Raw genomic sequence first — 17574 nt, 5'->3', positions numbered from 1 at the left:
TGCCCCCTCAGGGATTCGAACCCTGGACACGCTGATTAAGAGTCAGCTGCTCTAACCAACTGAGCTAAAGGGGCATGGCCTTTTCCCAAGCCGAAGAGACACTATACTCCCCGACCCGCCCCATGCAAGCCTGGGGATGACGGTGTGTCGCCGGATCCGTCGACTTGGACGGGACGACATCGTCACCGTGCGCCGGACGCTAGTGTGAGGATGGAGTCAACGTCATCGAAAGGGGTGCCCATGGCAGGACACGCACCGAGGCGCAGCCGTCTGGCCGCCTGGCTGTGGGATCGGCGTCGTCCGGGCCTCGCCCCCGCAACGTTGGCCTTGCTGGCCGTGATCGCGTTGGTGGCCGCCGTGTCCGTGGCGGCGGTCGTGCGGAATCGGGTCATGGCATCGTCCGCATCGCCTTCAACCGGTGTGTCGACGCATCCGTCCTCGGCCTCGTCATCGTCCTCCTCCTCTTCATCCTCCGCATCCTCCCCGTCCTCTTCCGCCTCGTCCTCCGCGACGGCGCTTACCGCAACCCAGAAAACCGAGCTGGCGGCGAAAGCGGCGGCCACGGCGAAGGCCAGCGGCAGGGAGCTGCACCATTACGTCTACTGCATCGCCACCCGGGGCGATGTGGGCGACGCGTCGCAGTTCTCCGACACGGTCTTCCGCACCCTCAACGACACCCGCGGATGGGCGCGGGCCGGCGTCACCTTCTCGCAGGCCTCCTCCGGATGCGCCATGACGATCTACCTCGCCGCCCCCACCGCGATGAAGTCCTTCTCCTCGTACTGCTCGTCCGACTACAGCTGCCGTGTGGGCGACTCCGTCATCATCAACCTCAGCCGCTGGGACTCGGGGGTGTCCACCTGGCTGAAGGCCGGTGGCACGCTGTCCCGATACCGCACGATGGTGATCAACCACGAGGTCGGCCATCGTCTGGGGCACAGGGACAACGAGACCACGTGCTCGGCCTCCGGGGCGCGGGCGCCTCTGATGCAGGAGCAGTCCATGAGCCTGCGCGGCTGCATCCCCAACGAGTGGCCGCTGGACGACGAGCTATGGGTCTCGTGAGCGGCGTGGGCTCGGATGATCGCGCGCGTGCCGTGAATCCCCTATCCGGGATTTCCCGGTGCGGGTCGTTCCGGCGGAGTCGAGGGCGGGTTCGATGACGGGGCGTCTGGCGCCGACTCCCAGCGGGCGGATGCATCCGGGCAACGTCATGGCCATGCTGGCTGCCTGGCTGTCCGCCCGAAGCAGGGGAGGGCGGCTGCTGCTGCGGATCGAGGACCTCGACCGGGCCCGTGCCATCCCCGATGGCGACCGCCTGGTGATGGACGACCTGCATTGGCTGGGGCTGGGCTGGGACGGCGAGCCCGTGTACCAGTCCGCTCGCGCCGGTCGCTACGTCGAGGCCCTGCGGTCCCTGGAATCGCTGCCGGCGCCTCGTGGGGTCGGGCTCGCATCCGCCGTCTATCCGTGCTTCTGCTCGCGCGGCGACATCCGGGCGGCCACGGCCCCCCAGGAGGGTGATGGTTTCGTCGTCTACCCGGGGACCTGCCGAGGTCTGGGGGAGGGGGATCCGGATCTCGTCGTCAGGCGGGTGCGCGACGGTGAGCGGCATTCCCTGCGTCTGGCCATGCCACTGCCCGGGAACCCCGGGGATTCGGTCGTCGTGGACGATGAGGTGTTCGGCCGTCGGCGCTTCCTGTTGCCACGCGACCTGGGTGACCCGGTGATGCGGCGCGCGGACGGAGTGGTCTCCTATCAGCTTGCGGTCGTCGTCGATGACCTCGACATGGGCGTGGACGACGTGGTGCGGGGAAGGGATCTCCTGCGGTCGGCGGCTCTGCAGACCTACGTGCGCGGATCTCTGAGGGCGGCCGGTTTCGCGAGGGCCCGGACGAAGCGTGGTGCATCGGGAGTGCTCGCCTCGAGGGAGCCTTCATCGGCGTCGTCCCCATCGGACGTGCGGCGGAAGCGGGGAGGATTTCACGTCAGCGCCGTCTCGCCATGGACTCCCCGATATGCCCATCTGCCCCTGCTGGATGGAGCCTCCGGTCGCCGTCTGGCCAAACGCGAAAGATCCCTGGACATGGGGGCGATCCGCGCGGCCGGCGTGCGCTCCGAGCAGGTCATCGGCTACTGCGCCTGGCTGCTGGGGATTCGCGTGCCGGCGGATGGACCTGTCGGGGGTCGGGGAGGCGGAAAGGGTCCTTGCGCACGGGAAGCGGGGAATTCCGCAGGGCCCGTTCCCTTGTCCCCGGACGAGGCGCTGGAGTTGTTCTCCTGGGACGGTTTGCGCCGTGACGTCTCCGACAGGAGGCTTCCGACGGATGCCATCGGTTTTCTTCGACGTCTTTAGCCGTCGGAGCCGCCGGAGAAGCCGGGGCGGTAGGGGGACGATACCGTCGGCGACGTCCGCGGCTACCATGGGTCGCGGAGGATCGGCCCTGCGCCGGGGCCGGAAAGCGAGGATGGGATGACCGCCTACATGCATCACAAGGATCTGGCGAACGAGTCGATCGACGAGACGCGGCGCCTGCAGATCGCCGACGGGGTGCATCGGGTGCTGGACGAGATCGCCCGGGCCGAGGAGAAGGCCGGGAGAGCCGTCGGATCCGTCCGGCTGCTTGCGGCGACGAAGACGCGCGACGTGGCCGAGATCATGACCGCCATCGATGCGGGCGTGCGCATGATCGGGGAGAACCGGCCGCAGGAGGTCGTCGCCAAGGCCGAGGGACTGAGCCGGCTATGCGCGGATCGCGGCCTGCATCTGGGCGCCGCACCCTCGGTCGGCGGCGCCGGGGATGGTGACGCGGCGAGCGCCGGGACGGCCGCGACGACAGGGACCGTCCCCTTCCATCTCATCGGACAGCTCCAGTCCAACAAGATCGGCAAGATCCTTCCCGTCGTCGACGTCATCGAATCCGCCGGCTCCTATGAGCTCGCGGAGCGCATCTCGCGTCGCGCCGTGGCGCGGGGCGTGGAGGTCGGCGTGCTGCTTGAGGTCAACGAGTCGGGGGAGGCCGCGAAATCCGGCTGCGAGCCCGACCTGGCCGTCGAGCTCGCGGAGCGCATCGCGACCCTGCCGTCCCTGAGGCTGCAGGGGCTGATGACCATCGGCGCGCATGTCGATGACGCCGCGGAGATACGCCGATGCTTCGCCCATCTGCGCGAAAGCCGTGACGCGGTGCTCGCCTCCGGGGGGTCCGGGACGGCGGACTGTCGCGAACTGTCGATGGGCATGACCCACGACATGGACCTCGCCATCGGGGAGGGGTCGACCATCGTGCGCGTGGGCACGGCGATCTTCGGCCCGCGGGCCTTCATCTGAGGCCGTCGATGCCGACGGGACACGGCCACCGCGCCTCGCAGGACGGCAAGGGTTCCGTTCTGCGGATGCGCTTCCTGGTGGACGGTCTGGTTCAGGGCGTCGGCTACCGCTACTTCGTGGTGACGGCGTCCCGACGGCTTGCTCTCACCGGATGGGTGCGCAACAGACGGGATGGCTCGGTGGAGGTCGAGGCGCAGGGGTCCTCGGACGCGCTCGCGGAGCTGAGGGTCCTGCTGACCCAGGGGCCGCGCTGGGGCCATGTGGATTCGGTCGCGGCGCAGCCGATTCCCGCAGTGAAGGACTCGCCGGTGAAGGGTTCGCGGGGCTTCCGCGTCCTTCCGGACGTCTGAAAGAGGACGTCGGCCGTCCCCGCGTTACCGAGGCGATGGCTGCGTGTTCCGTCGTCACCCGCGCGGACGGCGGAGCATTAGGCTGTGACGTATGAGAATCGCACGCTTCAGCAAGGATGACACGCCCCACTATGCCTTCGTCCAGAAGGACGAGGCCGACGCGAAGGACTATCTCGTCGAGCTCGACGGATACCCCCTCGGCTCCCGGCCGGTCTCGCCGACGGGCGCGCGCTATGAGCTCGACTCCGACGGCATCCGGCTGCTCGCACCCGTCCTGCCCTCGAAGGTCTACGGACTCGCCAAGAACTACGAGGCCCACGCCCGGTACATGCACGACAGGTGCCAGTCCGACGTCGAGCACGCCCCCGCCGAGATGGTCATCTTCTCCAAGCCAAGCACCTCCGTCATCGGCCCCGACGACCCCATCGTCCTGCCGTCGTTCTCGCATGACATGAACTTCGAACCCGAGGTCGCCGTCGTCATCGGCACGGTCACGAAGAACGTCGACGCCGCGCATGCCATGGACCACGTCCTCGGCTTCACCTGCGTCAATGACGTCACCCTCCGTGACTTGCAGGGCTCCGACCCCACATGGACCCGCGCCAAGGGCTTCGACACGGCATGCCCGCTGGGCCCGTGGATCGAGACGGACCTCGACTGGAAGGACGCCCGCATCTCCTTCACCCTGAACGGGACGGACGTTCCAGCAGCATCCGGCACGACGGCGAACCTCATCCATGGCATTCCCGAGCAGATCGCCGGGATCTCGAGCTTCGCCACCCTGCTTCCCGGCGACGTCATCATGACGGGCACGCCGAACGCCTCCGGCCATCTCGACCTTGGCGACGAGGCCATCGTCCATGTCGAGGGCATCGGCAGCCTGCGCAACGTCGTCGTCCGCGGCTGACGGGTCCGCCGCTGACGAAACTTGAGTCCATGACGCTCAAGTTTCGGGAATAGACCTTCGTCGCCTCGTGTTGAGCATGACGGAACCCGTGTGCACGGGCGCCGGCGTACGGTCCGGCGTCCCGCAGAGACGGGATGCAGGGCAGAACGGAACCAACGGAGGAGTCATGGAACAACAGAAGCTGACGAACGGGGCCCAGCAGGCCATCGGCGACGCCATCCAAAGCGCCGCGGCCGCAGGCAACGCGCAGGTCGGCACACTTCATCTCATGGACGCGCTGCTGCGTCAGGACAAGGGGGTCGTGCCCGGCCTCATCCAGGCCGCCGGCGGCGATCTTAAGACGATCGGTGCCGCCGTGCGCAACGCGCTCGTCGCGCTGCCCAGCGCCAGCGGGTCGACCACGTCGCAGCCGTCCGCCAGCCGGCAGCTGTCGACCGCGCTCGCCGACGCCCAGAAGGAGATGAGCCGAATGGGGGACGACTACGTCTCCACCGACCATCTGCTTCTCGGCATCCTGCTCGCCGCGCCCAACGAGACGGCGGACATCCTCACCCGCAACGGCGTCACCCTCGAGACCGCCCGCAAGGCCGTTCCCGGGGTGCGCGGGGGAGGCAAGGTCACCAGTCCCGACGCCGAGGGCACCTACAAGGCCCTCGAGAAGTATTCGACCGATCTGACGGCGGCCGCCAAGGAGGGCAAGCTCGACCCGGTCATCGGACGCGATCAGGAGATCCGGCGCGTCATCCAGATCCTCAGCCGGCGCACCAAGAACAACCCGGTCCTCATCGGCGAGCCCGGCGTCGGCAAGACCGCCGTCGTCGAGGGGCTCGCCCAGCGCATCGTCGCCGGGGACGTGCCCACCACGCTGAGGGACAAGAGGCTGATCAGCCTCGACCTCGGCTCGATGGTCGCAGGCTCCAAGTACCGCGGCGAGTTCGAGGAGCGGCTCAAGGCCGTGCTCAACGAGATCAGAAGCGCCAACGGCGGGATCATCACCTTCATCGACGAGATCCACACCATCGTCGGGGCGGGCGCCGCCGAGGGGTCCATGGACGCCGGCAACATGCTCAAGCCCATGCTGGCCCGCGGCGAGCTGCGGCTCATCGGCGCCACGACCCTGGACGAGTACCGCGAGAACATCGAGAAGGACCCGGCGCTCGAACGCCGCTTCCAGCAGGTGTTCGTCGGCGAGCCCAGCGTGGACGACACGGTCGCCATCCTGCGCGGGATCGCGCCCAAGTACGAGGCCCACCACAAGGTCACCATCTCCGACGACGCCCTGGTCGCCGCCGCGACGCTGTCCAACCGGTACATCTCCGGCCGGCAGCTGCCCGACAAGGCCATCGACCTCGTCGACGAGGCCGCCGCCCGCCTGCGCATGGAGCTGGACTCCAGCCCCGAGGAGATCGACGAGCTGCGTCGCCAGATCGACCGGCTCACGATGGAGAAGTCGTATCTTCTGGGAAGCCCGAAGGGGGACAAGGCCGCCGAGAAGGCCGTCGAATCGCTGGACGACAAGTCGCGTGCGCGTCTCGAGGACCTGAACAAGGAGCTCGCCGACAAGAACGAGCGTCTTGCGGGCCTCAACGCCCGGTGGAACGCCGAGAAGGCCGGCCGCAACAAGGTCGGCGACCTGCGCAAGAGGCTGGACGACCTGCGCACCCAGGCCGACCGCTTCGAGCGCGAGGGCGACCTCGCCAAGGCGTCGGCCATCCGCTACGGGGAGATTCCCGCCATCACCAAGCAGATCGACCAGGCCGAGAAGGATGAAGGGGAGGGCGCCGCGTCCGTCGGGTCCGAACAGACGCCGATGGTCCCCGACCGCGTCGACGCCGACTCCGTGGCCGAGGTGGTCTCCGAATGGACGGGAATCCCCGTCGGGCGGCTGATGCAGGGCGAGAACGAGAAGCTGCTGCATATGGAGGATTATCTCGGCCGCCGCGTCATCGCGCAGAAGGAGGCGATCCGCGCCGTGTCGGACGCCGTCAGGCGCTCGCGGGCGGGCATCTCCGACCCCGACCGTCCGACCGGGTCGTTCCTCTTCCTCGGGCCGACCGGCGTGGGCAAGACGGAGCTCGCCAAGGCGCTCGCCGACTTCCTCTTCGACGACGAGAAGGCCATGATCCGCATCGACATGAGCGAGTACATGGAGAAGGCCTCCGTGTCCCGGCTCATCGGCGCGGCCCCCGGCTACGTCGGCTACGAGGAGGGCGGCCAGCTCACCGAGGCGGTGCGTCGGCGCCCCTACTCCGTCGTGCTGTTCGACGAGGTGGAGAAGGCCAATCCCGAGGTCTTCGACCTGCTGCTGCAGGTGCTCGACGATGGGCGGCTGACCGACGGCCAGGGCAGGACCGTGGACTTCAAGAACACGATCCTCATCATGACCTCGAATCTCGGCTCGCAGTTCCTCGTCCAGCGGGACCTCGACGACGACGCCAAGCGCAAGGCCGTGATGGATGCCGTGCACATGCAGTTCAAGCCGGAGTTCGTCAACCGGCTCGACGACATCGTCATCTTCCATCCGCTCACGCGCGAGGAGCTCGGCGGCATCGTCGACATCCAGGTGCATGACGTGGCCCAGCGGCTCACCGAGCGTCGGATCACCCTCGACGTCACGGACGCGGCCAAGGAATGGCTGGCCAGCACCGGATACGACCCCGCGTACGGCGCCCGTCCGTTGCGTCGCCTCGTCCAGACCGAGGTCGGCGACCAGCTCGCGCGGATGCTGCTGGCGGGCAGGGTCCATGACGGTGACACGGTTCTCGTCGACCAGACCGGCGGCGACCATCTCGAGCTCAGCGCCATGCCCGAGGACCCGCTGACCGACGTCCACGTCGAAGGCATCGCCACGGATAAATGACGCTGGCGATGTGGCGGTCCTGACGTGACGCTCGAGACCTGACGACCCCATGCCGTGGGGCCGTGCGGCATGCCCGGACCGGACCCGGGGATCGCCCGGCCTCCTCTGTGCCCGTCGGATGTGCCCGTCGAATACGGATGAGGCCCCCTGCGAATCGCAGGGGGCCTCATCCGTATTCGGGTCTCAGTCGTAGACGTTTCAGTCGAGCGGACGTTTCGCCCGTCCGAAGGAGGCCGCCGGGTCGTCAGCCCTTCGCCGCGTACTGGGCGGGGGCCTTGTCGAAGGTCGCGGCGCATCCCTCGCTGCAGAAGTGGTAGGTCCGGCCCTCGAAATCGCGGCCGATCGTCGAACCGTCGACGGTGACGCTCATCCCGCAGACCGGGTCCGTCGCCGTGGCTGCGGAGTCCTTGTGGTCGTGGTGGTGCATCATATGCATGGTGTGTCCTTTCATTGGTTGATGTGGTGAGGATGTCTGCGACGCCGTCACGGGCGTCGTCGTCGGTCCGTCCGATGACGCTCCGTCCGATGACGCAGGGGCGGACGACGGGGCGGTCGTGGCGGTAGACGGCTCGGCTTCGTCGTTCTCCGGAGCGCCGTCGTCCACGATCACCCGCGGGGTGACGGCCTGCGGCGAGGACGTCTCGGAGGACACGGACGCGGTGCCGTCATCCGCGAGCCGGTTCTGGCGGATGCGGTCGTGGCGCAGGCGGTTGGCGTTGAGGACGAGGCACACCGAGCTGAACGCCATCGCCAGTCCCGCGATCATGGGGCTGAGAAGCCATCCGGTGAAGGGGTAGAGGATGCCAGCGGCGATGGGGATGCCGACGACGTTGTATCCGAAGGCCCAGGCGAGGTTCTCCCGGATGTTGCGCATCGTGGCCCGTGACAGGGCGATGGTGTCGAGCACGCCCCGCAGATCGCCGCTCATGAGGGTGACGTCGGCGGACTGCATCGCCACGTCCGTTCCCGTTCCCATGGCGATTCCGAGGTCGGCCTTCGCCAGGGCGGGAGCGTCGTTCACGCCGTCGCCGACCATGGCGATGAGGCCGTGGCCGCGCCTCGGGCCGTCCTTCGCCTTCGTCGCATCCGCGGCGTCGCGCTCGCGGCGCAGCCGGTCGATCCATGCGTCCTTGCCGCCGGGGCGGACCTGGGCGATCACCGTGTCGATGCCGACCTCGGAGGCGATGCGCGCGGCGGCTTCCGCCCTGTCCCCACTGAGCATGACGGTGCGGATGCCGGCGCGGTGGAGGGCCGCGATCGTCTCCGCGGATCCGGGTTTGATTTCGTCGGCCCGATAGGTGGGGCTGTCGATATGCGAGTCGGCATCCACCAGACCGCGGGTGATGGTGCCCGTCTTGTCGAAGACCACCGTGCGGATGTTGCGTGCGCGCTCCAGCGCGGAGGCGGAGGTGACAAGCACGCCGTTGGTGGCGCCGAGCCCCATGGCCGCCGTCACCGACAGCGGGGTCGCGAGTCCCAGGGCGCAGGGGCAGGCGATGATGAGCACGCTGACCGCGGTGACGAGGGCGTGGATGAGCTTCGGCTGCGGACCGAGGGCCGCCCAGGCGGCGAAGGTCCAGACGGCGATGATGATGACGGTCGGCACGAACACGCGGGCGATGCGGTCGGCGAGCTTCTGGACCGGGGCCTTGGTGGCCTGTGCGCGGGAGACCAGCGCGATGATCTGGGCCAGCACGGTGTCCCCGCCGGTGCGCGTGACGCGCATGGCCAGCGTTCCGTCGAGGGCGATGGTGGAACCGGTGACGGTCGATCCCACGCCCCGGGTCACGGCGACGGACTCGCCGGTGATCATGGATTCGTCGACCTTCGAGCCGCCTTCGAGCACGACTCCGTCGGCCGGGATGCGTTCGCCCGGACGGACGACCACCACGTCCTCGACCGTGACGTCGTCGATGTCGACGTCCTGCAGATGGGCGGGGTCGCGCCAGGATTCCGCCACGGACAGGGCGCCGTTCTCCAGCCGATGGGCGGTGCGGGGTCGCAGGCCGATGAGGGCGCGCACGGCTCTGCCGGTGCCTTCGCGCGCCCGGGCCTCGAGAAGCCGGCCCAGCAGCACGAGGGTGATGATGACCCCGACCGATTCGAAGTAGGGCTCCCGTGAGCCTTCGGGCAGCGCGCCGGGAACGATGCAGGCCACGAGACTGAACGCGTAGGCGGCGGTCGAACCCAGGGAGACCAGGGAGTTCATCTCCGGCATGCGATGTAGAAGGGCCGGCCAGCCGACCCGGTGGATGGGCGCCCCGCAGTAGAACATGACCGGCGTGATGAGGATCGCCTGCAGCCACGGGTTGACCATCCAGCCGGGAATCGTGCTCGGCGCGAGCATATGGAGCATGGAGGTGACGAAGACGGGGATCGTGAGCACCGCCGCGATGACCACGAGACGCCTGAGACGAACGATCTCGCCGTGGCGTTCGACGGCGTCCTGGCGTTCGCCCTCCAGAGCGCGGGAGACGTCGGGGGAGAACCGTGGCGCGGACGAGGAGGCCGATGGGGAGACGGACGGCGTCGCCGCCGGAACCGCTCTGCGCGCGTCTCCGCCTTCGGCGGAACCGGCGTTCCCGCCCTGAGCCGAGACCTCGCCGGTGACGCGGAGCATGCCATGGACCATGTTCATCCCGCAGGCGAAGGGGTAGTCGCCCGGTCTGAGGGCGGGAAGCCGCACCTCCGTGACGGCGTCACCGGGAAGGGAGGCGTCGAGGGCGAGGTCGGGGAAGACCACATGCGAGGTGCACTCCCCGGTCTCCTGCCTGTCGAAGCTCAGCACTATCGGCGTCCCCGCCTTCATCGTCAGCGTCGCGGGCGAATACCCGCCGCTGACGACGACGGTGCTTCTCTGCACGCCGTCCTGAAGAACCCCCTGGGCCGAGGACGTCCCACCGAAGAAGAAGCGCAGGATAAGCCAGGTGAGCACCCCGGCGATGACCACGGCGGCAGCCACAGCGAACGGATCGACGGACATCGGATCCTCCTTCGTCGTTCCCGGGGCGACGCATCCGCCGTCCCGTGTCCGAGAATACCACGCCATACCCCATACCCCTATAGGGTATACTGGGAGTAAATTCGATGCCGAAGGCCATGCACGGAACGGTTCGCGCGCCTGGCCGAAGGATGACGGGCATCATGTCCTGTCCCGCCGTGCCGACGGCGGGACGCGGATGGGGTGCGGCCGGGAAGGCCGCGGAAAGGGGTCCTCGATGGAACGCACGGAGCATGTGTCGCGGAAGGCCGCCGGAAGGTCCATGCAGGGATATCACGGGGACAAGGGAAAGGTGCTGACGCGTCTGCGCCGCATCGAGGGGCAGGTCCATGCCATCGCCCAGATGGTCGATGACGACCAGTACTGCATCGACGTGCTCACGCAGATATCGGCGGCCGACTCAGCGCTGCGGTCGGTGGCGATGCTGCTGCTCGACGACCATCTCGACCACTGCGTGCGGTCGGCGGCGGCCGAGGGAGGGACAGTGGCGGACGAGAAACTGCATGAGGCCAGCGAGGCCATCGCCCGGCTGGTGAAGGCCTAGCCGGTGACGCTCCTCTGGCTCCGGGCGTCGAGCGGTCCAATCCTTCCGGTTGAATAGAACATATGTTCGATAGCCCTCTGTCCGTTCTCGTTCTCGTGATCGCCCTGGCGGCGGCCTGCGCCCTCGGCTTCGGCCTCGGCTCGCTGCGGGGCAGGCGCGCGGCGGACGGGATGAGGGAGCGCGAACGCCGCGCGGCGGACGGCGAGCTCAGGGCCGCGCGTGACGAGAGCTCGCGCCTGACCGTGCTCGTCGCCCAGCTGCGCGCCCAGGGCGAGGGTCTGGAGCATCAGCTCGCCTATGTGCGCTCCCAGCTCGCCCAGGAGCAGCAGGCCGAGCGTGAGCGGATCGATCGCGACCGCGAAAGAATGCAGGCCTCGGCCGAGAGTCGCAGCCAGGAGCGGCAGGCGGCCCTCGAGGAGCAGTCCAAGGTCCTCGCCGCCCTTGCCCCCGTCCAGAAGACCCTGGAGGAGCTGCGCGGTCGCGTCACGGACATCGAGGAGGGACGACGCCAGGAGATGGGGACCCTCGGTGAGCGCCTGCGGGGTCTGGGGGAGCAGCAGACGCGTCTGGACCGTCAGACGGCGGCGCTGTCGGCGGCTCTCAGCGACAACCGGGTGCGCGGGGCCTGGGGGGAGACCCAGCTGCGCAACGTCGTCGAATCCGCCGGTCTGCTCGAGCATGTCGACTTCGACGTGCAGGCCGTCGTCGAGGATGCCACCGGCCGCACCCTGCGTCCGGACATGGTCGTCCATCTGCCCGGCGGCCGGTCCATCCCCGTCGACGCGAAAACGCCCTACGCCGACTACCAGAAGGCCTGCGCGATCCCCGACGCCTCCCCGCCCGCGGACATCGCCAGGCGAGGCCGTCTGCTTCAGGCGCATGCCCGGGCGCTCAGGGACCATATCCGTGCGCTGGGGGACAAGGCCTACTGGAGCGCCCTCGATTCGGCGCCCGACCTCGTCGTGGCCTTCATCCCCAACGAGGCGCTGCTGCGCTCCGCGCTTGACGCCGATTCGACGCTTCTCGACGACGCCTTCGCCCACAACGTGGCGCTCGCCTCCCCGGTCACCCTGTGGGCGATTCTCAGATCGGTGTCCTATGCGTGGCAGCAGCAGAGCCTGAGCGAGGATGCGCGGCGGCTTTTCGACCTGTCGCGCGAGCTGTATGGGCGCTTCGCGGTCCTGGGGGCCCATGCCTCGGATCTCGGAACCGCCATCACCCGAACCGTCACGGCGTACAACCAGTTCGCCGCCAGCCTCGAATCCCGTGTCCTCGTCACCGCCCGTCGTCTGCAGAAGCTCGACGCCTCGACGACGATCTCGCCGGTGGAGCAGTTGGATTCGGGCTCGGCCGACGTCCGGGAGCTCATCGCGCCGGAGACGCAGGGGCCGCAGACCTCTGACCCGTCCCGGCGGTAGGGTGGCCCCATGAGTGACGACACGACGGGAACCGGGCGGGGAATCGACGCCGTTCCCGGCTTCCGAGCCTCCGCTGATGGATCCCTCGCCGGAGGCGCCGGGACCACGCACGATAACCGGCTCCCCGACGATGCGGCCTTCGTCCGCCTGACGCCTCGGGAGCAGATCCGCTCGCTGCTTGAGCATGACGTCAGGGACCGGCCGTTCAGCGAGCTTTTCGAGGTGACCTTCGACCATCGCGCCGCCGGCGTCGGGCATCTGCTGCTCGACGCGCTTGAGGAGCGCGGGTTCTCCACCGACGACTTCGACGCCGTGGGCGCGCTCACCGCCGCGGCCGTCCCCCTCGTCTGCGCGATGGTCCATGCGGCGGCATCCCGCGGCCAGGATCTCGACGGCTTCGTCATGGACTTCGTCTATCCCTCCGTCAAGGGTCCGTCCATCGCAGGGCGCCGGGTGGTCCTCGTCGACTCCTGGCTGTCCGAGAAGTCGTATGTGCAGACCTCCTCACTGGTGACGCTGCGCAACGGCAACGAGCTCAGTCTTGACTTCGGCATCGTCACGCGCCATGATGCGCGCATCGTCGCCGTCGAGGCCTTGGTCGGCGGCATCGGCGGCGCGGAAGAGGCCCCGGCGGACGACGCCGCCTCCGCGAAGGCCGCCGGGGCGGTCCCCGGCTTCGTCCCGGTCCGCGATCCGACGTCCGGCCCGTTCCTGGCGGCCGTCGATCCCGTTGCCGGCACCAGGCATGAGCTGCCCTTCGTCGGCGTGTTCGACGAGTCCGAGCTGCATCGCCCACTCGACGGTCGGGTATCCGGAGCCGATTCCGACCCCGCGGGCCATGCGGATCGTGTCGGCCATGCTGATCATACGGGGACGGACAGGGCGAGCCGCAGCGACCATGCATAGGCCGAACCCGGTGACCGCGGCCGCACGCCAATCCGGGGAACCCGAGTTCCGCGTCGTCGGCGTGGGTCCCTGGGACGTCGAGCATCCCGGCGAGCCGCGCCCCGACGACCCCGCATCGCCGTCCTTCGACTCCCGCTGCGATTCCGCGCTTCTGGATTCCGGGGACCGGCGCAACATCCTCGACCGCTACCGATACTGGACGGTGGAGGCGATACGTGACGACCTCGACCGACGGGGGCGCCACGGCTTCGAGGTCGCCATCGAGAACTGGACGCATGACTTCAACATCGGCTCCGTCGTCCGCACGGCGAACGCCTTCGCGGCCGGCCGCGTCCACATCGTCGGCCCCCACAAATGGAACAGGCGCGGAGCGCTGATGACCGAGCTGTACCAGCACGTCGACCATCATCCGGACGTCTCCGAACTGGTCTCCTCCTGGCGCCGCAGCGATCCCGGAGCCCCCGTCATCGCCCTCGACATCGTCCCCGGGGCCGTGCCCATCGAGACCTACCGCTTCCCCGACCGCTGCCTCATGCTTTTCGGGGCCGAGGGGCCGGGGCTGTCGGCAAGGGCCCTCGAGCTCGCCGACGACGTCGTGTACATCGCGCAGTTCGGGTCGGTGCGCTCCCTCAACGCCGGCGCCGCGGCCGCCGTGGCCATGCACTGCTGGATCGCGCAGCATGCCGTCGGATCCTCCGAAGACGTCACAGACGACTCATATAGTGGAGGCCATGCCAACTTTCACGCGTGAGGAAATCGAGCATCTGGGCGACCTGTCCCGGATAGCCCTGTCCGACGAGGAGATCAGCCGTCTCCAGGGAGAGCTCAACGTCATTGCAGACGCCATCGCCAAGGTCCAGGAGGTCGCCGGGGACGACGTGCCTCCCACGGCCAACCCCGTCCCGTTGGAGGCCTATCTGAGGCCCGACGAGGACGAGACGCCTCTCACGCAGGCCGAGGCCCTCTCCGGCGCCCCGGTGTCGGAGGACGGCATGTTCGTCGCCCCGCGCATCCTCGGGGAGGAGTGAGATGAGCGACGTCACCGAACTGGTCCGTCTGACCGCGGCCGAGATGGCCGACCGCATCCGCAGGGGCGAGGTGTCGAGCCGCCAGCTCGTCGAGGCCCACCTCGCCGTTATCGAGGCCGCCGAGCCGGATATCCGCGCGTTCCTGACCGTGTCGGCGGAGGAGGCCCTTGCGCAGGCCGACGCCTTCGACTCCCGGCGCGCGAAGGGGGACCTCGAAGGACTTCCCGAGCTTGCCGGGGTGCCCATCGCGATCAAGGACATGATCGTCACCAAGGGCATCGAGACCACCGCCGCCTCGAAGATCCTCAAGGGATGGATCCCCCCGTACGACGCCACCGTCATCTCGCGTCTCAAGGCGGCGGGAATGCCGCTGCTGGGCAAGACGAACCTCGACGAGTTCGCCCAGGGCTCCTCCACCGAGCATTCGGCCTTCCAGACGACCCATAATCCCTGGGACACCACGCGCGTCCCCGGTGGTTCGGGTGGCGGCTCGGCCTCCGCGGTCGCGTCCTTCGAGGCGCCCCTCGCCCTCGGCACCGACACCGGCGGCTCCATTCGCCAGCCCGGCGCCCTCACCGGAACCGTCGGCGTCAAGCCCACCTACGGAGCGGTCTCCCGCTTCGGGGCCATCGCCATGGCGAGCTCGCTCGACCAGATCGGACCCGTGTCCCGCACGGTGCTGGACTCGGCGCTGCTGCAGGAGGTCATCGGCGGCCATGACCGCCGTGACTCCACCTCCATACCCATGCCCGTGCCGCCGCTCGCGAAGGCGGCCCGCGAGGGCGCACGACGTGACCTCAAGGGTCTGCGCGTGGGTCTCGTGAGGGAGCTGTCCGGCGAGGGCTTCCAGCCCGGCGTCGAGAAGCGCTTCTCCGAGGCCGTCGACCTGCTGCGCGGGATGGGCGCGGAGGCCACCGAGGTCTCCCTGCCCCATCTGCCCTACTCGCTGGGCGCGTACTACATCATCATGCCCTCCGAGGTGAGCTCGAACCTGGCCCGCTACGACGGCATGCGATACGGCCTGAGGGTCATGCCGCCCGAGGGGGTCCCGCAGACGGCCGCCAACATGATGTCCGCCACGCGCGAGGCCGGATTCGGCGACGAGGTCAAACGGCGCATCATCCTCGGCACCTATGCGCTGTCCGCCGGCTACTACGACGCCTGGTACGGCTCGGCCCAGAAGGTGCGCACCCTCATCATCCGAGACTTCGAGGCCGCCTTCGCCAAGGCCGACGTCCTCGTCGCGCCCACGTCGCCGACCACGGCCTTCCGCTTCGGCGAGAAGACGCACGATCCGCTGGCCATGTACATGAACGACGTGGCCACCATCCCGGCCAATCTCGCGGGAATCCCCGCCATGAGCGTGCCCGCGGGCCTGAGCGACGACGGGCTGCCCGTCGGCTTCCAGTTCCTCGCCCCCCAGAAGCGCGACGACGTCATGTACCGCCCCGCCGCGGCCCTTGAGGCGGCCCTCCAGGAGAGGGACGGAGGACCGATCTGGCGGTCGATGAAGGCCGACTGGCTGGAATCCCTGTAGGACGCGCATCGGAAGGATTGACCCATGGCTGAGAAACTCATGAAATACGCCGACGCCGTCTCCCGCTTCGACCCGGTGATCGGACTCGAAACCCACGTCGAGCTGAGCACGAACACCAAGCTGTTCTGCCCCGCCCACATCGAGTTCGGCGGCGACCCCAACACCCAGCTCACCCCCGTGAGCCTGGGCCTGCCCGGCTCGCTGCCGGTGGTGAACAAGGCCGCCATCGACTACGCCATCAAGCTGGGCCTCGCCCTGCACTGCGACATCGCCGAATGGAGCCAGTTCGCCCGCAAGAACTACTTCTATCCGGATATGCCCCGCGACTACCAGATCTCCCAGTACGACAAGCCGCTCAACGGCGAGGGGTACCTCGACGTGGAGCTCGAGGACGGCACGATGTTCCACGTGCCGATCGAGCGCGCCCACGTCGAGGACGACGCCGGCAAGAACACCCATGTCGGCGGAGCCGATGGTCGCATCGAAGGCGCCGATCATTCGCTCGTCGACTACAACCGCGCAGGCGTTCCTCTGATCGAGATCGTCACCAAGCCCATCGAAGGAGCGGGGGAGCGCGCCCCCGAGATCGCCGGGGCCTACGTGCGCACCATCCGCGACATCGTCCGCGCCCTGAACATCTCCGAGGCCCGCATGGAGCATGGCAACATGCGCGCCGACGTCAACGTCTCCCTGCGCCCCGGCCCCGGGGATCCGCTGGGAACGCGCTCAGAGACGAAGAACGTCAACTCCTTCCGTGGAATCGAGAGGACCATTCAGTACGAGATCCGTCGCCAGGCGGCCATCCTCGAGGATGGCGGCGAGGTGCTGCAGGAGACCCGGCATTGGGACGAGTCGACGCAGAGCACGGCCGGCGGCCGTGTGAAGTCCGATGCCGACGACTACCGCTACTTCCCGGATCCGGACCTCGTCATGGTGCACGTCACCCGTGACCACATCCACCGTCTCGCGGCGGAGATGCCCGAGATGCCGCGCGAGCGGCGGGCTCGACTGCAGAAGGAGTGGGGCCTGAGCGACCTGGAGATGCGCGACGTCATCAACGCGGATGCCCTCGATCTCGTCGAGCAGACCGTTGAGGCCGGGGCGGCCGCGGCCGGCGCCCGCAAGTGGTGGCTGGGGGAGCTGTCCCGGGAGGCCAACGCGCGCGGCGTCACGCTTGAGGAGCTGCCCATCACGCCGAAGGACGTGGCCGCCGTGGAGAGGCTTATCGCGGACGGCAAACTCAACGACAAACTCGCCAAGCAGACCGTCTCCGGCGTTCTGGCCGGCGAGGGCGATCCCGAGCAGGTCGTGAGCAGGCACGGCTACCGCGTGGTGTCGGACGACGGGGCCCTCGACGCCGCCGTGGACGCCGCGATGGCCGCCGACCCCGACGTCGTCGCCAAGCTCAAGGCCGGGAACATGAAGCCCATGGGGGCCATCATCGGCGCCGTCATGCGCGCCACCCATGGTCAGGCCGATGCGAAGGCCGTAAGCGCGATCGTCATCTCCCGGATTCGCGGCTGAGCGACGCTTCACGCGTATCGCTTCGATCCGTCTCTTTTCACGGACCGAAGCGATGCGGGTAGCATGGAGGGGAATACGGCGAGTGCGACGTGGGGTCGTCGTCAGTGAGGAATGAATGAGCATGCCTGTCGAAGTCGGCTTACCGGCGGACGCTGAAGCTCTCAGAGGACT

14 protein-coding genes and 1 tRNA gene are annotated in these 17574 nt (G+C 68.6%); 13 read left to right on the top strand and 2 right to left on the bottom strand.

Annotated features, from left to right (window positions below; all coding sequences use genetic code 11):
* Positions 1-74, bottom strand: a tRNA-Lys gene (locus RWX87_RS03595).
* Between the two features lie 166 nt (positions 75-240).
* On the opposite strand from RWX87_RS03595, the gene RWX87_RS03590 reads away from it, so the two are divergent.
* The 6 genes from RWX87_RS03590 to clpB all read left to right on the top strand — a co-directional run bounded on the left by RWX87_RS03590 (position 241) and on the right by clpB (position 7445).
* Entirely contained in the window at positions 241-1065 is an 825-nt protein-coding gene (locus RWX87_RS03590) for a DUF3152 domain-containing protein (RefSeq protein WP_314687032.1), read from the top strand.
* A 94-nt stretch (positions 1066-1159) separates the two neighbouring features.
* Positions 1160-2356, top strand: coding sequence for a glutamate--tRNA ligase family protein (locus tag RWX87_RS03585; RefSeq protein WP_314687029.1), 1197 nt, complete (start codon positions 1160-1162; stop codon positions 2354-2356).
* A 117-nt stretch (positions 2357-2473) separates the two neighbouring features.
* The gene (locus tag RWX87_RS03580; RefSeq protein WP_314687027.1) at positions 2474-3328 is read left to right on the top strand and encodes a YggS family pyridoxal phosphate-dependent enzyme; all 855 of its coding nucleotides are present in this window, start codon (positions 2474-2476) and stop codon (positions 3326-3328) included.
* 8 nt (positions 3329-3336) lie between these two features.
* Complete coding sequence (locus RWX87_RS03575) at positions 3337-3678, top strand: acylphosphatase (RefSeq protein WP_314687024.1); 342 nt, start codon at positions 3337-3339, stop codon at positions 3676-3678.
* 91 nt (positions 3679-3769) lie between these two features.
* A complete protein-coding gene (locus tag RWX87_RS03570; protein ID WP_314687022.1) occupies positions 3770-4585 on the top strand; it encodes a fumarylacetoacetate hydrolase family protein in 816 nt (271 codons plus the stop codon).
* Between the two features lie 166 nt (positions 4586-4751).
* A complete protein-coding gene (clpB, locus tag RWX87_RS03565; RefSeq protein ID WP_314687020.1) occupies positions 4752-7445 on the top strand; it encodes an ATP-dependent chaperone ClpB in 2694 nt (897 codons plus the stop codon).
* Between the two features lie 244 nt (positions 7446-7689).
* Here the strand turns inward: clpB and RWX87_RS03560 are convergent, their stop codons facing one another.
* Positions 7690-10428: an HAD-IC family P-type ATPase gene (locus tag RWX87_RS03560; protein ID WP_314687017.1), complete on the bottom strand. Its 2739-nt coding sequence runs from the start codon at positions 10426-10428 to the stop codon at positions 7690-7692.
* 280 nt (positions 10429-10708) lie between these two features.
* Between RWX87_RS03560 and RWX87_RS03555 the strand changes: the two genes are divergently transcribed.
* The 7 genes from RWX87_RS03555 (at position 10709) to gatB (ending at position 17403) form a co-directional block, all read left to right on the top strand.
* The gene (locus tag RWX87_RS03555) at positions 10709-10990 is read left to right on the top strand and encodes a metal-sensitive transcriptional regulator (RefSeq protein WP_314687057.1); all 282 of its coding nucleotides are present in this window, start codon (positions 10709-10711) and stop codon (positions 10988-10990) included.
* Positions 10991-11052: 62 nt separating this feature from the next.
* Entirely contained in the window at positions 11053-12408 is a 1356-nt protein-coding gene (rmuC, locus tag RWX87_RS03550) for a DNA recombination protein RmuC (RefSeq protein WP_314687015.1), read from the top strand.
* Between the two features lie 9 nt (positions 12409-12417).
* On the top strand, positions 12418-13314 hold the full coding sequence (locus RWX87_RS03545; protein ID WP_314687011.1) for an orotate phosphoribosyltransferase: 897 nt from the start codon (positions 12418-12420) through the stop codon (positions 13312-13314).
* Positions 13307-14065 (top strand): TrmH family RNA methyltransferase, encoded by a 759-nt coding sequence (locus RWX87_RS03540; RefSeq protein WP_314687009.1) that lies wholly within the window; start codon positions 13307-13309, stop codon positions 14063-14065. Before RWX87_RS03545 ends, RWX87_RS03540 begins: the two co-directional genes overlap by 8 nt.
* Entirely contained in the window at positions 14046-14342 is a 297-nt protein-coding gene (gene gatC / locus RWX87_RS03535) for an Asp-tRNA(Asn)/Glu-tRNA(Gln) amidotransferase subunit GatC (protein WP_314687006.1), read from the top strand. Before RWX87_RS03540 ends, gatC begins: the two co-directional genes overlap by 20 nt.
* 1 nt (position 14343) lies before the next feature.
* The gene (gatA, locus tag RWX87_RS03530) at positions 14344-15879 is read left to right on the top strand and encodes an Asp-tRNA(Asn)/Glu-tRNA(Gln) amidotransferase subunit GatA (protein WP_314687003.1); all 1536 of its coding nucleotides are present in this window, start codon (positions 14344-14346) and stop codon (positions 15877-15879) included.
* A 24-nt stretch (positions 15880-15903) separates the two neighbouring features.
* Positions 15904-17403, top strand: coding sequence for an Asp-tRNA(Asn)/Glu-tRNA(Gln) amidotransferase subunit GatB (gatB, locus tag RWX87_RS03525; RefSeq protein WP_314687000.1), 1500 nt, complete (start codon positions 15904-15906; stop codon positions 17401-17403).
* Positions 17404-17574: the final 171 nt, after the last annotated feature.

Source organism: uncultured Bifidobacterium sp. (genome assembly GCF_963540075.1).
Classification (GTDB): Bacteria; Actinomycetota; Actinomycetes; order Actinomycetales; family Bifidobacteriaceae; genus Bifidobacterium.
The sequence above is the reverse complement of the archived record's forward strand: the minus strand, read 5'-3'. Positions and strand labels throughout refer to the sequence as shown.

Coding starts and splice junctions, on each gene's coding strand:
- rmuC (WP_314687015.1), top strand. CDS start 11,053: ATGTTCGATAGCCCTCTGTCCGTTCTCGTTCTCGTGATCGCCCTGGCG.
- RWX87_RS03560 (WP_314687017.1), bottom strand. CDS start 10,428: ATGTCCGTCGATCCGTTCGCTGTGGCTGCCGCCGTGGTCATCGCCGGG.
- gatA (WP_314687003.1), top strand. CDS start 14,344: ATGAGCGACGTCACCGAACTGGTCCGTCTGACCGCGGCCGAGATGGCC.
- RWX87_RS03580 (WP_314687027.1), top strand. CDS start 2,474: ATGACCGCCTACATGCATCACAAGGATCTGGCGAACGAGTCGATCGAC.
- RWX87_RS03540 (WP_314687009.1), top strand. CDS start 13,307: ATGCATAGGCCGAACCCGGTGACCGCGGCCGCACGCCAATCCGGGGAA.
- RWX87_RS03555 (WP_314687057.1), top strand. CDS start 10,709: ATGCAGGGATATCACGGGGACAAGGGAAAGGTGCTGACGCGTCTGCGC.
- gatB (WP_314687000.1), top strand. CDS start 15,904: ATGGCTGAGAAACTCATGAAATACGCCGACGCCGTCTCCCGCTTCGAC.
- RWX87_RS03545 (WP_314687011.1), top strand. CDS start 12,418: ATGAGTGACGACACGACGGGAACCGGGCGGGGAATCGACGCCGTTCCC.
- gatC (WP_314687006.1), top strand. CDS start 14,046: ATGCCAACTTTCACGCGTGAGGAAATCGAGCATCTGGGCGACCTGTCC.
- RWX87_RS03575 (WP_314687024.1), top strand. CDS start 3,337: ATGCCGACGGGACACGGCCACCGCGCCTCGCAGGACGGCAAGGGTTCC.
- RWX87_RS03590 (WP_314687032.1), top strand. CDS start 241: ATGGCAGGACACGCACCGAGGCGCAGCCGTCTGGCCGCCTGGCTGTGG.
- clpB (WP_314687020.1), top strand. CDS start 4,752: ATGGAACAACAGAAGCTGACGAACGGGGCCCAGCAGGCCATCGGCGAC.
- RWX87_RS03585 (WP_314687029.1), top strand. CDS start 1,160: ATGACGGGGCGTCTGGCGCCGACTCCCAGCGGGCGGATGCATCCGGGC.
- RWX87_RS03570 (WP_314687022.1), top strand. CDS start 3,770: ATGAGAATCGCACGCTTCAGCAAGGATGACACGCCCCACTATGCCTTC.